General features: G+C 45.9%; 13 protein-coding genes. All 13 read left to right on the top strand.

What is annotated here, in order from left to right; genetic code table 11:
* Positions 1-58: 58 nt before the first annotated feature.
* Positions 59-3,895, top strand: a complete 3,837-nt coding sequence (locus SD450_RS17175; protein WP_318345648.1) for an efflux RND transporter permease subunit — start codon at positions 59-61, stop codon at positions 3,893-3,895.
* Between the two features lies 1 nt (position 3,896).
* The gene (locus tag SD450_RS17170) at positions 3,897-5,120 is read left to right on the top strand and encodes a TolC family protein (protein ID WP_119618907.1); all 1,224 of its coding nucleotides are present in this window, start codon (positions 3,897-3,899) and stop codon (positions 5,118-5,120) included.
* 4 nt (positions 5,121-5,124) lie between these two features.
* Positions 5,125-6,966 carry an efflux RND transporter periplasmic adaptor subunit gene (locus tag SD450_RS17165; RefSeq protein WP_318345647.1) on the top strand — a complete coding sequence of 614 codons (1,842 nt, stop codon included), beginning with the start codon at positions 5,125-5,127 and terminating at the stop codon, positions 6,964-6,966.
* Between the two features lie 73 nt (positions 6,967-7,039).
* Positions 7,040-9,406: a multicopper oxidase domain-containing protein gene (locus tag SD450_RS17160; protein WP_318345696.1), complete on the top strand. Its 2,367-nt coding sequence runs from the start codon at positions 7,040-7,042 to the stop codon at positions 9,404-9,406.
* Complete coding sequence (locus SD450_RS17155; protein ID WP_318345646.1) at positions 9,407-10,714, top strand: APC family permease; 1,308 nt, start codon at positions 9,407-9,409, stop codon at positions 10,712-10,714. It begins immediately after the preceding gene.
* 131 nt (positions 10,715-10,845) lie between these two features.
* Positions 10,846-11,475, top strand: a complete 630-nt coding sequence (locus tag SD450_RS17150) for a DUF3347 domain-containing protein (protein WP_318345645.1) — start codon at positions 10,846-10,848, stop codon at positions 11,473-11,475.
* Positions 11,476-11,934, top strand: a complete 459-nt coding sequence (locus SD450_RS17145; protein ID WP_318345644.1) for a heme-binding domain-containing protein — start codon at positions 11,476-11,478, stop codon at positions 11,932-11,934. It begins immediately after the preceding gene.
* 339 nt (positions 11,935-12,273) lie between these two features.
* A complete protein-coding gene (locus SD450_RS17140; protein WP_318345643.1) occupies positions 12,274-12,771 on the top strand; it encodes a YybH family protein in 498 nt (165 codons plus the stop codon).
* Positions 12,771-13,472 (top strand): PepSY domain-containing protein, encoded by a 702-nt coding sequence (locus SD450_RS17135; protein ID WP_318345642.1) that lies wholly within the window; start codon positions 12,771-12,773, stop codon positions 13,470-13,472. The genes SD450_RS17140 and SD450_RS17135 overlap by 1 nt, the downstream gene beginning before the upstream one ends.
* A gap of 88 nt (positions 13,473-13,560) precedes the next feature.
* Complete coding sequence (locus SD450_RS17130) at positions 13,561-13,743, top strand: hypothetical protein (protein ID WP_318345641.1); 183 nt, start codon at positions 13,561-13,563, stop codon at positions 13,741-13,743.
* 31 nt (positions 13,744-13,774) lie between these two features.
* A complete protein-coding gene (locus SD450_RS17125; protein WP_449757764.1) occupies positions 13,775-14,332 on the top strand; it encodes a helix-turn-helix domain-containing protein in 558 nt (185 codons plus the stop codon).
* A 134-nt stretch (positions 14,333-14,466) separates the two neighbouring features.
* Positions 14,467-15,111 carry a formyltransferase family protein gene (locus SD450_RS17120; RefSeq protein ID WP_318345640.1) on the top strand — a complete coding sequence of 215 codons (645 nt, stop codon included), beginning with the start codon at positions 14,467-14,469 and terminating at the stop codon, positions 15,109-15,111.
* A 126-nt stretch (positions 15,112-15,237) separates the two neighbouring features.
* The coding region (locus SD450_RS17115) for a cation transporter (protein WP_318345639.1) at positions 15,238-15,677 on the top strand (440 nt) is incomplete at its 3' end.

Genomic DNA, 15,677 nt, shown 5'->3' with positions numbered 1-15,677 from the left:
CTAGGTATTTATTGCCTTTGGAACATTTTCATTATTTCCAACACAATAAACTCATGATATGCTCAATAAAATCATAAAATACTTTTTAGAGAACAAACTGGTGACCGTTCTCGTTTTAATAACTTTGGTTACCTGGGGGATTGTCACTTCCCCCTTCAATTGGAATACGGGCTTTCTGCCCAAAGATCCGGTCCCCGTGGATGCCATTCCCGATATTGGGGAAAACCAGCAAATTGTTTTCACGCAATGGCCCGGGCGATCGCCACAAGATATCGAGGATCAGATTTCTTATCCAATGACGACCTATTTACTGGGAATTCCAGGGGTGAAAACGATCCGTAGTTCATCCATCTTTGGATTTTCCAGTATCTATATCATTTTTAATGATGATGTGGAATTCTATTGGTCGCGCTCCCGGATCCTTGAAAAATTGAATTCACTTCCCGCAGGGCTGTTGCCCGATGGGGTAACCCCGACTTTGGGTCCTGACGCCACGGCATTGGGACAGGTATACTGGTATACCCTGGAAGGAAGGGACAAGGATGGGAACCCTACGGGAGGATGGGATCTGCACGAAATACGGACTGCCCAGGATTTTTATGTGAAATACGGGTTGAATGCTGTGGATGGGGTGTCCGAAGTGGCTTCGATCGGTGGTTTCGTCCAAGAATATCAAGTTGATGTAAATCCAGATGCCCTGAAAGCCTATAATATCCCCTTATATAAGGTCATGGAGGCCGTACGGAAATCGAACAGGGATGTGGGCGCCAAGACCATTGAAGTCAATCAGGCGGAGTATTTGGTCAGGGGCTTGGGATATGTCAAAAATACGCAGGACATCGAAAAGGCCGTGGTTGCCGTCTTTGACAATGTTCCGGTTCGGGTCAAGGATATCGGGGTGGTCAGCTTGGGACCGGCCACACGAAGGGGTGTGCTCGATAAAGGGGGCGCCGAAGTGGTAGGTGGCGTCGTGGTCGCCCGTTATGGCTCCAATCCCTTGGCGGTCATCAATAATGTAAAGGACAAGATCAAGGAAATCGCGCCCGGCTTGCCCAAAAAGACCTTGGCCAATGGTGTCGAAAGCCAATTGACCGTGGTCCCGTTTTATGACCGGACACAGCTCATCCATGAGACTATAGGTACTTTGGAAAATGCCCTGTCCCACGAAATACTGATCAGCATCATCGTTGTATTGGTACTTGTGCTCAACCTGAGGGCCTCTGTGATCATATCCAGTCTATTGCCCGTTGGGGTCCTAATGACCTTTATTGTCATGCAATATGCCGGGGTTGATGCCAATGTGGTGGCCCTTTCCGGGATAGCCATTGCCATAGGGGTGATGGTGGACGTGGGGATCGTGTTCGTCGAGAACATTATCCGTCATTTGGAAATGCCCGAGAACCATGGTGCCAAGGGCAAGGAACTCATTCAGGTAATATATAGGGCCACCGTGGAAGTGGCCTCGGCAATTACCACCGCATTGGCGACCACTGTCGTGAGCTTTGTGCCTGTCTTTGCCATGCAATCGGCAGAAGGCAAGTTATTTAGGCCCTTGGCCTTTACCAAGACCTTCGCCCTGTTGAGCGCCTTTGTACTGGGAATCGTTGTACTGCCTGCCTTGGCCCATTTTGTACTGGGGGTGGATTATGACAAGAAACGGGTGCGACGATTTTGGTCCATTCTATTGATATCCACTGGGCTTATCTTTGCATTCTATGCCCAGATGTGGTTGCCATTGGTCATTTCACTCATTGGGTTGAACAATTTGATGGAACCCAAATGGCCGGAGCACTATAAATCGTTTCCCAACTATATCAATTTGGGATTGACCGTTTTTATCGCCTCGTTCTTCCTGACCGAGGAATGGATGCCCTTGGGACCCCAAAACGGTATTGTGGTCAACTACTTTTTTGTGTTGTTCCTAGTGGGCATTATCCTGGCCGCTTTGATGGGAATCGTACATTTCTATACCCCGGTCCTAAAGTGGTGTCTGGAAAACAAGGGAAAGTTCATGCTCATCCCATTCGTGACCCTGTTTTTTGGGGTATTGGTTTGGCTGGGGTTCGATAGCACCTTTGGAATCGTGGCCAAAGGCTTTGAATCGGTAGGTTGGAAAAGTGTCAGACAGACCTCGGGATGGCAGGCAGCTTCCAAGAGATTCCCGGGAATAGGGTCCGAGTTCATGCCATCGCTCAATGAAGGTTCGTTCCTGTTGATGCCGACATCCATGCCGCATTCAGGGGTGGAATACAACAAAAGGGTGGTTGGACAGTTGGATATGCTCTTGGGAAGCATACCCGAAGTGGACTTGGTTGTCGGTAAACTCGGTCGCGTTGAATCCGCACTGGACCCTGCACCCATTTCCATGTATGAGAACATCATCAACTATAAACCTGAATTCATTGTGAATGAAGACGGACATAGGGTCCGTTATAAAGTAGATCGAAAGGACAGGTTCATTACCCAGCATAAAGACACTTTGACCAATGAGGAAGCCTTGCAGCGAGGGATTGCCGAGAAGGACCTGATCGTGGATGAGGACGGTGAGTTTTTCCGAAACTGGAGGCCCCATATCAAATCCCCCAACGATATCTGGGATGAGATCGTAAAGGTCACCAAGATCCCGGGCATAACCTCTGCTCCCAAATTACAGCCCATTGAAACCCGGTTGGTGATGCTGCAGACCGGAATGCGCGCTCCCATGGGGATCAAGGTTTTTGGGCCCGATTTGAAGACCATCGAGGATTTTGGGATGCAATTGGAAGGTATCTTGAAGGAAGTGCCCTCGGTCAAGGCAGAAGCCGCATTCGCCGATAGAATAGTCGGCAAACCTTATTTGCACCTCAATATCAACAGGGACGGGATATCCCGATATGGTTTGAACATTGAAGATGTGCAGCAAAGCATCGAAACAGCGATCGGTGGGATGAAGATCACCTCCACCGTTGAGGGAAGGGAACGTTTTCCCGTGCGGGTGCGCTACCCGAGGGAATTGAGGGACGACCCGGAATCGTTGAAGAAAATTTTGATTCCCACACCGGTAGGGGCGCAAATTCCCTTATCCCAAGTGGTGGATTTTGAATATGTCCGCGGGCCTCAGGCCATCAAGAGCGAAAACACCTTTTTGGTGGGCTATGTGCTTTTTGATAAACGGGACGGTTTTGCGGAAGTCGATGTGGTGAACGATGCCCAGGAAGCCATCCAGAAAAAAATCGATGCAGGGGAATTAACGGTTCCCGCCGGAATAAGCTATAAGTTTTCTGGGAGTTATGAGAACCAAATCAGGGCAGTGAAAAGACTGTCCATTGTCATACCGATCAGTTTGATCGTGATTTTCTTGCTCCTGTTTTTTCAGTTCAAGACGGTCATCGCATCCTCCATCCATTTTTCAGGCGTTTTTGTTGCTTTTGCGGGAGGTTTCATAATGCTCTGGCTCTATGGTCAGGATTGGTTCATGAATTTTGCCATTGCAGGGGTCAACATGCGCGATCTGTTCCAAATGCACACGATCAACTTAAGCGTTGCGGTTTGGGTAGGATTTATCGCGCTTTTCGGTATTGCCACCGATGACGGTGTCATCATGGGTACGTACATCCACCAGGTTTTCGAGGAAAAGAACCCTCAAACCGTACCGGATGTGAGAGCGGCGGTTCTGGAGGCAGGGAAAAAAAGGGTTCGTCCCGCCATGATGACGGCCGCAGTGGCCATTATCGCCCTTTTACCAATACTCACCTCGACCGGAAAAGGGGCCGATATCATGATTCCCATGGCCATCCCGACTTTTGGGGGAATGACCATACAGATCATGACCATGTTCGTGGTCCCGGTACTCCAAGCCTATTGGAGGGAAACAGTCATTAAAAATCGCAACAAAGCATTGAAAAAAATACAGTAAAATGAAAAAGGTAGTGACCATTATATTTATCTTGACAAGTATCCTATCCAATGGCCAGACCTTGGAGGACTACTTTGAGATTGCTGCTGGGAACAACCCGGGGCTGCTTTCACAGTACAAAGATTTTGAGGCGGCGTTACAAAAGGTACCGCAGGTGAAGGCTTTACCAGATCCAAACCTGTCCTTTGGGTACTTCATCTCCCCGGTCGAAACCCGGGTAGGGCCCCAAAAGGCAAGGTTTTCACTGACCCAGATGTTTCCTTGGTTTGGAACCTTAAAGGCCCAAGGTGATGCCGCTGCACTTATGGCAGAGGCCAAGTACCAGTCTTTTTTGGATGCCAGGAACAAACTTTATTACGAGGTTTCGGCAGCTTATTTTCCATTGTACGAACTTAAGGAGTGGGTACGGATCGAAGAGGACAACATCGCCATCCTGGAATCCTACAAGACGGTTTCCAATACGAAATTTAAAAACGGCCTGGGATCATTGGTCGATGTCTTAAGGGTGGACGTGCTTTTAAAGGAAGCCCGGACGAATCTGGGTATCCTTAAACATAAGGAAATCCCCCTTCTGGCGTCCTTCAATAAACTATTGGACCGTAAGGAAGATGAACAAATAAACATCCCTGAGACCTTTGGGGTCAATGTACTGCCCATTGATTACACAAAAGATTCCTTGGTGGTGGACCATCCGCTTTTGAATTCCCTGGAATTAAAGGTCAAGGCAGCAGCGGCCTCTGAAAGGGCAGCCCTTAAACAAGGCTTGCCAAAAGTCGGGATCGGACTGGACTATGTAATGGTCGATGAGCGAACGGACATGGTGGTTCCCGATAACGGCAAGGATGTATTGATGCCCATGGTTACCTTGAGCCTGCCCCTATTCAGGGGTAAGTACAGGGCAGCCGAAAAAGAGGCCCAATTGATGCAGGAAAGTTATGCACTGCAAAAAAAGGAAGTCACCAATACATTGAAGACCAATTATGAAATGGCTGTTTTTGACATAAGGCAGCAGACCGATCTGATTTCCCTCTTTGATGAACAGATCATGGAATCGGAACAAGCACTCAATCTGTTGTTCACAGCCTATGGGAATTCCGGGAAGGACTTCGAGGAGGTGTTACGAATGCAGCAACAATTGTTGAAGTATACTAAATTGAAAATAAGCGCATTGACGCAATATGAAATAGCGTTGGCCAAGTTTAACTATATCACGGCAAAAAAATAATCAGATGAAATCAGAAACACAAAAAATAGTAAAAATAGCCTTGTCCACCTTGGTTCTTGGACTTTTGCTGGGATGGCTATTGTTCGGGGGCTCCAAGGGCAATGCCACAGAGGAACACCAACATACTTCGGAAGTATCGGGAGAAACCATTTGGACCTGCTCCATGCATCCCCAGATCAGACAGACGGAACCGGGAGATTGTCCCATTTGTGGGATGGACTTGATCCCTTTGGAAAATGACAACGGTTCGGAACTGGACCCCATGGCCGTTAGCATGTCGAAAACCGCCATGCAGCTTGCCAATGTCACTACGGAAATCGTGGGCAAGACCGCCCCGGTCAAATTGATCGATCTAAATGGCAAAGTGGAAGCGGACGAACGATCGATCTATTCCCAATCTTCCCATATTCCCGGCAGGGTGGAAAGGCTAATGGTGAATTTTACAGGGGAGTACATCAAACAGGGGCAGATTATCGCCTATATTTATTCCCCTGACCTGGTCACTGCACAAGAAGAACTTTTTGAAGCAAGAAAGGTGGCGGACACCCAACCGCAGTTTTTTAATGCCGCCAAGGAAAAATTAAAAAACTGGAAACTTTCCGACAACCAAATCGCACAGATACTTCAATCCGGGACCGTTAAGGAGGAATTGCCGATACATGCCGATGTTTCAGGCTACGTTACCGAAAAAATGGTAAACCTTGGCGACTATGTCAACAAGGGCAAGGCATTATATCAAATTGCCAACCTGAACAGCGTTTGGGTACTTTTCGATATCTATGAGACCGACATGCCCTGGATAAGAAAAGGCGATGAAGTGGTCTTTACCATACCCTCACTTCCCGGTGAAAACTTCAAAGGCAGGATTTCCTATATCGATCCGGTGATCAATCCCATGACAAGGGTTGCCAAGGCCCGAGTCGAGATCGGGAACGCCAGTCTAAGGTTAAAGCCGGAAATGTTCGCTTCCGGAACCGTGGAAGCAAAACAGCCCATTGCATCAGAAGCGATAACCATTCCAAAGTCGGCAGTGATGTGGACCGGGGAACGATCTGTGGTATATATCAAAAATACCACGTCCAATGGGGTGAATTTTGTGTTGCGCGATGTCACTTTGGGGCCATCGTTGGGAAATGGTTTCATTGTCAAGGAGGGTCTGCAAGAAGGGGATGAGATCGCGGTAAACGGGACCTTTAGTATCGACGCGGCGGCCCAATTGGCCGGGAAACCGAGCATGATGAATCCTGAAGGTGGGCCCGCCATGACGGGACATAACCACGGAGGAATGAAGATGGGGGATGACAAGGGTACAGGCGGTAGCGATCATTCGGATATGGATATGGGCGATGTCAAACAGGAAAGTAAAACAGACCATTCCGATATGAACCAGCGAATAGCGACGACAGGGACTTTTAAAAACCAATTGAAACAGGTGGTGAGCGCCTACTTGGAGTTAAAGGATGCGCTTGTCAATGATAATGCCACCAAGTCCAATGCCGCTTCCAAAAAAGTGTTGTCGGCCTTGGAACATGTGGATATGAAACAATTGACGGACAAAAAGGCGCACGACCATTGGATGACGATCTCGAAGGAAATCTCCAATTCGGCGAATTCCATTTCAAAGATATCGGATATCAAGGCGCAACGCGATCATTTTAAACATCTGTCCGCCCATCTATCCAAAGGTGTCAAGCTTTTTGGGGTCGATCAAAAGATATACGAACAATTTTGCCCGATGGCCGACAACAACAAAGGTGCCTATTGGTTGAGTACGACCAAAGAGATCAAAAACCCCTATTTCGGTGAGGCTATGTTGACCTGTGGGGAGACTACCGATGAAATGTAATTAAAGAATGTAAAGGATGAAATGTATGGTGAAAAGGAAGATATTGAAAACTAAATTCCCGTTTTTTGTTTTAATGGCCCTGACGACCCAAGTTTTTGGGCAAGTGGGAACAAATGGCGAGGACAGAAAAGAGGAAGGTAGGCCTGTTCGGGAATACAATCTTGTACTGGAACAGAACAAATTGACCCTCGGTGGGGTCACCGCCGATGCAATGACCATCAACGGGAGTATTCCCGGACCGGTCTTGGAATTCAACGAGGGTGACCTCGCCCTGATCAACGTGACCAATAAGATGGATGTGGAAACCTCCGTACACTGGCATGGATTGATCTTGCCCAATTTTTATGACGGGGTACCGTACCTGACGACCCCTCCCATTGAACCTGGCACAACTTTCCAATATCGGATTCCGATCAACCAATCAGGTACCTATTGGTACCATTCCCACACCATGCTACAAGAGCAAAAGGGGGTGTATGGCTCGATACTGATCCATCCCAAGGAAAAGACATTGGACTACGATAAGGATTTGGTCGTGGTACTTTCCGATTGGACAAACGAAAAGGCCATGAACGTGCTTCGAAACCTTAAAAGGGGAAACGAGTGGTATCAGGTCAAAAAGGGGACCGCCGTACCCTTGGGCAGGGTCATCAAGGAAGGTGCGCTCGGGGCACAGCTCAAATTTTGGCGAGATCGTATGGAAGGAGCGGATATTGCCGATATCTATTACCCGGCATTTTTGACCAATGGGGAAATATTGGCCGAATACCCTGATTTCAAACCCGGTGAAAAAGTGCGGCTCCGGTTCGTCAATGCCTCTGCCTCCACCTATTATTGGATGGATTTCGGTGGCGGTAACCCCATGGTGGTTTCCGGGGATGGTGTCGATGTGGAGCCAGTTTCCAAAAGTCGTTTTCTTTTTGGTATTGCCGAGACCTATGATGTCATCGTGACCGTTCCTGAAGGCACTTTGGAGGTAACGGCCACGGCACAGGATGGCTCCGGGCATACCTCGTTGCATTTAGGTCAGGGAACCCTTTTTCCCGCAACGACCATCGATAGGCCCGACAAAGTGGCGATGATGAAACAAATGGCCCAAATGGATATGAAAATGGGGGCTCCGGCAATGGCCGGCAACAAGAAGAAAAATACACCCGAATATTTGATGCAAAAGTATGGGATGCAGATGGGCATGAAGGATAGCAGCATGGATATGGGTATGCACAATGGGATGTCTATGGATAAGACCAAAATGAGCGGTCAAATGGAAAAACCCGTTGCGAAGATGCATACAAAGATGGGGGATATGGCAGCAATGGAAAAGGATTCAATGTCAATGAAATCCACTGGACATAAGGATAAGATGTATGACCCTATGGGTCATAATATGCCAAAGATGCAGAAAGATACTTCAGCTTTTGATTACGATACCCGTAAAACGTATTTCAACTATGATTTCTTAAAGGCAAAGGAAAGTACTACCTATAATGCCAATCTGCCCGTCAATGAGATTCTGTTGAACCTGACGGGAAATATGCAACGGTATATCTGGAGTATGAACGGTGTGCCACTTTCAGAAACCGATAAGATCAAGATCAAAGGTGGGGAAGTAACCCGGATCACCCTCAATAACCTGACCATGATGCACCATCCGATGCACCTCCATGGGCATTATTTCAGGGTCATCAATGAGAATGGTGAAAAGTCACCCTTGAAACATACGGTCAATGTGCCGCCCATGCAGAAAGTGGTCATCGAATTTTATAATGAAGAGTACGGGGATTGGTTCTTTCACTGTCATATCCTCTACCACATGATGGGGGGCATGGCCAGGGTTTTCAGTTATGATACCCCAAGAGATGCAAGGATGAAGGATTTTCCCGTTCAAAAGTTGGTAGATGAAACTGACCATTATTATTCTTGGGGTGCTGCCAGATTGGGTTCCAATTTTAATGAACTATTCCTGGTTTCAAGTAATATCAGGAATGAATTTGGAGTACGGGCAGAATTTGACTACGACCAAAATGCCGAGGTGGAAGTCAATTATAACAGGTATCTCAACGACTGGGTACGGGTCTATGCAGGGGTGAACACGGAAACGTCCATCCCTGACTCCTATGACCGGTTCAATACAGTGGGACTGATTGGGGTCAAGTATTTTACCCCATACCGCTTTAATATGGATGTGAGTATGGACCACCAGCTGCGTCCAAGAATAAGGTTGGATAGGGAACTATTGCTTTTTCCAAGGATTTTCCTCGAGGGGGAATATGAATTTCGAGCCGATTTTGGATGGGTCAACGATTTGGAGGGTTCATCCTATGAAAGTGAGACCCAATGGCTGGTGGGGGCTTCCTATATTCTTTCGCGTAATTTTTCAATCCAGGCCAATTACAACAACCGATATGGTTGGGGTGGAGGCCTGTTAGCCCGTTTTTAAATGACGGAATACAAAAAAAATAGTCTGAGTCTGACCAACACCGTTGCTTTGGGAACCGGTGTGATGATTGGTGCGGGAATTTTTGCACTCTTGGGTCAGGTTGCCGAACTCTCCGGCCATTGGTTTCCCTTTGCTTTTTTAATCGGGGCAGTCATCTCAGGTTTCAGTTCCTACACCTATGTCAAAATGTCCAATACCTACCCTTCTGCCGGGGGCATTGGCATGTACCTCAAAAAGGTATACGGTAAAACTGCCTGGACTGCTACCGGTGCCCTGTTGATGGCCCTTTCCATGGTCATCAATGAGAGTTTGGTGGCCAGGACGTTCGGGACCTACGTATTGGAGCTTTTTGATGTGGAGTCGAAAGCATTCTGGCCCCCTGTCCTTGGGGTATTTTTATTGGTCGCTGCTTTTATTGTCAATGTGATGGGGAACAAAGCGATCGGGGGATCGTCCTTTGTCATGGCCATACTAAAAATCGGCGGTATAGCGGTTTTTGCCCTAGGAGGGCTTTGGGTCGCTGGATTCACCTTTGATCAGATCGTTCCCTCCCAGCCCTTGACCGAGCATTCCCCGGTGGATTATTTGGGAGCACTGGCACTGTCAATATTGGCCTATAAGGGTTTTACCACCATTACCAATAGCGGGGACGAGATCGTCGATCCCAAACGTAACGTGGGACGGGCCATAGTCATTTCTTTGGTGATATGCACCTTGGTCTATATCATGGTCGCGTTTGCTGTGTCTTCCAATCTTTCCATTGGGGAAATCATTGCGGCCAAGGATTATTCGCTTGCCGAGGCATCCAGACCCGCTTTTGGAAAGTATGGGGTCTGGTTCACCGTCGGCTTGGCGATCGTATCCACCATTTCCGGGGTCATTGCCAGCATTTTTGCCGTTTCCCGCATGACCACCATGCTTACCGATAAGGAATTGATACCACATCGACATTTTGGGATGCCCGGGGACATACAGAAACATATGTTGGTGTATACCGTGGTGATCGCCATAGGGCTCACAGTGTTGTTCGATCTGAGCCGGATCGCTGCATTGGGGGCCATCTTTTATTTGATCATGGATATCGGGATCCATTGGGGGGTCCTAAAAAATCTACGAAAGGAAATCGGTGCAAATCCCATTATCCTCATCACGGCCCTTGTGCTGGATGTACTGGTGTTAGGCGCCTTTATTTGGTCAAAGGCCGGTAGTGACCTTTTGGTGGTCATTGTTGCCCTGGTATTGATGGTGCTTATTTTTTTCGGGGAACGATTGTTTTTGGGGAAAAAGCGTACAGTCGAGGAAGAATGAGGACTGAGTGCCTGCGTGGGAGAAATGGAAAATTTGATGTAAAAATTAAAATAGTAACAATAATGGGGGATAATACAAAAATGCCGACCCCGGGCAATCAAAATGAGGAATTAATCTTAAAATCAATTACAATGAAAAGAACAACAGTTACATTAAGTACAATTGCCATTGCGCTTTTGACCGTTACCGCTATATCCTGCAAGGACGGTAAAAAGGAAACAAACGACAAGGAAGGTACCCATATGGAGATGGGAACGGACGAGGGCCATCACCAGGGGAGCTCGGCAGGTGAAATGGACCATGGGACCATGGACCATGATATGGGGAAGGCCGATGTACAGGGTATGACCGTGATCGACAGCTATCTCCAACTAAAGGATGCCCTGGTGGCGGACAACAAGGATGAAGCGGCCAAATCGGGCCAGGCCTTGGCCAGTGCCTTGGGAAGCTTTGATATCAGCGGATACGATGAACAGCAACAGAAGGAGCTGTCCGACATCATTGAAGTGGCCAAGGAACATGGGGAGCATATTGCCAAAAGTGATATTGGTCACCAAAGGGAACACTTTCAGGGATTGGGCAAGGATATGGTCGATTTTATAGCCATAACTGGGACTTCCAAAACCTTGTACCAACAATTTTGCCCCATGTACAACAACAATCAAGGAGGAACTTGGCTCAGCGCAAGCAGCGAAATCCAGAATCCATTTTTTGGAAGTCAGATGTTGACCTGTGGTAAGGTGCAAAAGGAAATCAATTAGATGAAAGTACTGAAAATCATAGCCTTGGTAGTGCTGTTGGGATTTGTGGGCATCCAGTTTGTGCCCACAGAGCCCAACCTGAGCGAAGTAGTTCCCGATACGGACTTCATTTTGGTGAACGAGGTTGCCAAGGATATCCAACACAATTTGCGGGTCTCTTGCTATGATTGCCACAGTAACAACACCCATTACCCATGGTACAATAAGGTCCAACCCATCGCCTGGTTTCTGGAAGATCACATCAAGGAGGGAAAGGAGGAACTCAATTTCAATGAATGGGGCGACTATTCGGATCGAAGAAAAAGGAGCAAACTAAAGTCCATCGCAAGTCAAATTGAAGACGATAAGATGCCCTTATCTTCCTATACCCTGATCCATAAGGATGCAAAATTATCGGTGGAAGAGAAAGAACGGATATTGACCTTGGTAAATGATCTAATGGAAGAATTGGATAATTGAAAATGACATGGAAAATACCCTGAAACCGGGAAAAACGATATTGCTATTGTTGTTGGTCATGTCCGGTCACTATGAATGAGGAAATAAAGTCCTGAAAGGGAGGGGAGCACCCAAAGTTGATTGGTTGGTGAGTTAGTTAGTTAATCGTTCCCTTCCCTTGTCAGGCGCTAATGGTAAAAAAAGATGAAAGATTGTTGTCGTACCAATGGACCTATCCAGACGAAAAAGGCCGTTTAAAAAAATGGTTGGGCTATATCCTGTATGGGATCGTCATTTCAATCGTCCTAGGGGCCTTTTTCGTACAATACATACTAACCTAAACAATTATAGAACAAACCAATGAAACGTATTACTTTACAGATTTTTCTACTGGCCATACTTATCACAGGAGCCTGCTTCGGTCAAACAAACCCTACGATGGAAAACCAAAACCAGGACAGGGCCACTGTGCTGCGGATAATGGAAAGCTACAAGGAGGCCCTGGAAAATTTGACCACGGAAGGCACCTTGGAACTTTTTGCGGAAGATTCCGAGGTTTTTGAATCCGGGGGCGTCGAAGGCACCTATCAATATTATCTCGACCATCATATAGGCCCAGAACTTGGCCATTTCAACAGCTTTAGGTTTTCGGATTATACCATTGAAGTGAAGGTGGAGCTACCCTTTGCCTTTACTACGGAAAGCTATGTCTATACCATTGGCCTAAAATCCGAAAATGGAGGTGAGGGCAAAACGATCAGCAGAAAAGGGGTTGCCACCTCCATCCTTAAAAAAACGGATGGGGAATGGAAAATTGTGAAGATGCATAATTCCTCACGAAACAACGGGAAGAACTAATGGTCGGAAGAAAAACATCGATGAAGGTCAGAAAGATACATAGGTATCTTGGCCTTTTTATTGGGATCCAGTTCCTTATGTGGACTATAAGCGGACTATATTTTAGTTGGACGGACATTGACGAAATCCATGGAGATCAATTCATCAAGGAGCCTGTGAGCCAGCCCGAGTTTGGCAATTTGATTGCACCCAATGGGGAAATAAACATTAAGATCACATCTTTGGAAATGAGAAATATAGGGGGAAGTCCCTACTATTGGATAAATGATGGGGTTTTGATGGATGCAAAAACGGGGGAGATTAAAAAGGGTATCGATGAACAACAGGCTTTGGCCGTTGCTTCCCAATATATGTTGCCAGACCTTAAGGTCAAAGATGTCGAAAGACTCACCCAAACAGGTGGGCAGCACGAGTATCGGGGACGTCCATTACCGGCCTATGTGATCACCTATGAAACGGATGAAAACCTAAAAGCGTATGTCTCAGAGGCCGATGGGTCGTTCCAACGTGTAAGGCATCGGGCCTGGAGATGGTTCGATTTTTTATGGATGACCCATACCATGGATTATGAGGGACGGGACGATTTTAACACCATGGTTTTACGGATTTTTTCCCTAATGGGATTGATTACCGTTTTGAGCGGATTCTTGTTGTGGTATGTCAGCTCCCCAACGATCAGAAAATTATGGAAAAGACGATAGTTCAACTACTTAGACATCAGAAGTGGCAAAGCACTTATGTTAGGAGCAAATAGTCGTCCATAGGGACAGTTGAGTCAATGTTGGGAAAATGAGCGAACTTAGAAGGCAAAGACGAAAGAAAAAAAGGGGTCTGGTAAAGAGGAAACGGGACCCGGCCAAGGAAAGAAAGGAAAAAAGAATGAAAATCCTTGGTATATTGGCATTGGTACTGATTGTAATATTGGCAGTGGTCGTCATTTTTTTGAAGGCCCTGTGGAAATTCACTGTATAATATGGAGGTTGAGCCTGGTAAATCGAAAGAAGTGTTGTATATCAAAAACATGGTCTGTCCGAGATGCATCATGGCCGTCAAAGGTATTTTGGACAATGAGGACATTCCCTTTATAAATGTATCGTTGGGTGAAATAACACTTAGCGGAAAAATAACGGATGAAAAACGGGAAGGTCTTAACAAAAGACTTGGGAAAATCGGATTTACGATTGTCAATGATCGTAAAGGTCAGTTGATCGAACAGATTAAAAACCTGGTGATTGAGGCAATCCATTATGCTCGATCCATGGAAAAGGTCAAATGGCCCGAATACCTTTCCGATGGATTGCATCTTGACTATAAGTATATGAGTTCGCTGTTTTCCTCGGTGGAAAGCATCACTTTGGAGCAATATATCATCAACCAAAAGATTGAAAAGGTCAAAGAGTTACTGGTTTATGACGAATTGAGCTTAAAGGAAATAGCGTTTCAATTGGATTATAGCAGTACCGCATACCTGAGCAATCAATTCAAAAAGGTGACGGGTATGACCCCGACTTTTTTTAAGCAAAGCTTGAAGCATAATAGAAAGTCTTTGGATGAGATTTAAATTAAAGGAAATTAAATATGGAAGGCTTCTGAATTATATCTTATTACAAACGAAACTGTGATTAAAGAATTGGTTTTGGCCTTGTCTTCAATCTTCTGCAATGTCTTATAAGTCGAATTTAAAATATTCTTATCATGGAAAACGAAAAAATAACTTGGGGTATCTTCTTTTCTGGAGGTGGAAGATGTGCAAAGGATTGTTTGGACCTTTTAACGGAGGGACGACTAAGGGGACATAAAATAAAATGTGTGGTGACAGCGGGGCAGCCGGCTGGAAACCTCAAACACTTTTCGGATAATCAAATCACTATTATTGATCGATATCCGGGTGATTTTGGTTCCATCACAGAGTATCAGATTTGGTTGGCGGACATTCTTCAGAAGAATAAAATTGATTATCTTTTTTTGTTGGGATATAAGTATAGGATAAGGCCTGAATTATTAGTGCCATTTAAAAATAGAATATTGAATATTCACCCTTCATTGTTACCATCATTTAAAAACACCCAAACAGCAATACAGGATGCAATGGATTTGGGGGCTAGGGTTTCAGGAGTAACCACTCACCTTATAGATGAAAAAATTGATGAAGGTTTTATTCTGGATCAAGAAGCCGTTAGAATTCCGCGGAACACTAATTTTATAACAATTGACATTGCTTTTAACAAGGCAGGAATAGAACTTATTGAGCGGACCTTCAATTTAGTGGAAAATGAACATAAGCCCAATATCTATTTGGATAGTTATATAAAAGAACATTTAGGTCGGTCCAAAACATAGTTTGATCCATTCCATTACAATAAATAGCCATGCCCTTATGACAATTTTATAATTCTTTCGGAGAATTCTATAACTTCTCATCATAATTCTGTTCTGAAATTTGTACCATACAAATCAGAGTAGAAAATGGATGCAATCGATATTATAGAGGATACTGCAAGGAAAGCGAAGACGGTGTCCAAAAAATCATTCCCGGTCACTGGAATGACCTGTGCTGCCTGTGCATCCAGCGTGGAATCCATGCTGGGCCATACGGAAGGGGTCTACAATGCCAGTGTCAACTTTGCCAACAGTACGGTCCTTGTGGAGTATGACAGTGCTATGGACCTAAGCGATCTTCAAAATGCGGTACGTCAAATCGGTTATAATATAATTGTGGATGCCGAGGATCCTACCGAAGTACAGGAAGAGCTTTCGAAAAAGCATTATGTATCCATAAAAAAGCGAACCCTTTGGTCCGCTATTTTGACACTTCCCATTTTCCTTCTTGGGATGTTTTTTATGGATTGGGTCCCGGGTAGGTGGATTTCGTTGGTACTTGCCGTTCCTATCCTGTTCTGGTTTGG

The organism is Flagellimonas baculiformis, assembly GCF_033441575.1.
Lineage (GTDB): Bacteria > Bacteroidota > Bacteroidia > Flavobacteriales > Flavobacteriaceae > Flagellimonas > Flagellimonas baculiformis.
The sequence above is the reverse complement of the archived record's forward strand: the minus strand, read 5'-3'. Positions and strand labels throughout refer to the sequence as shown.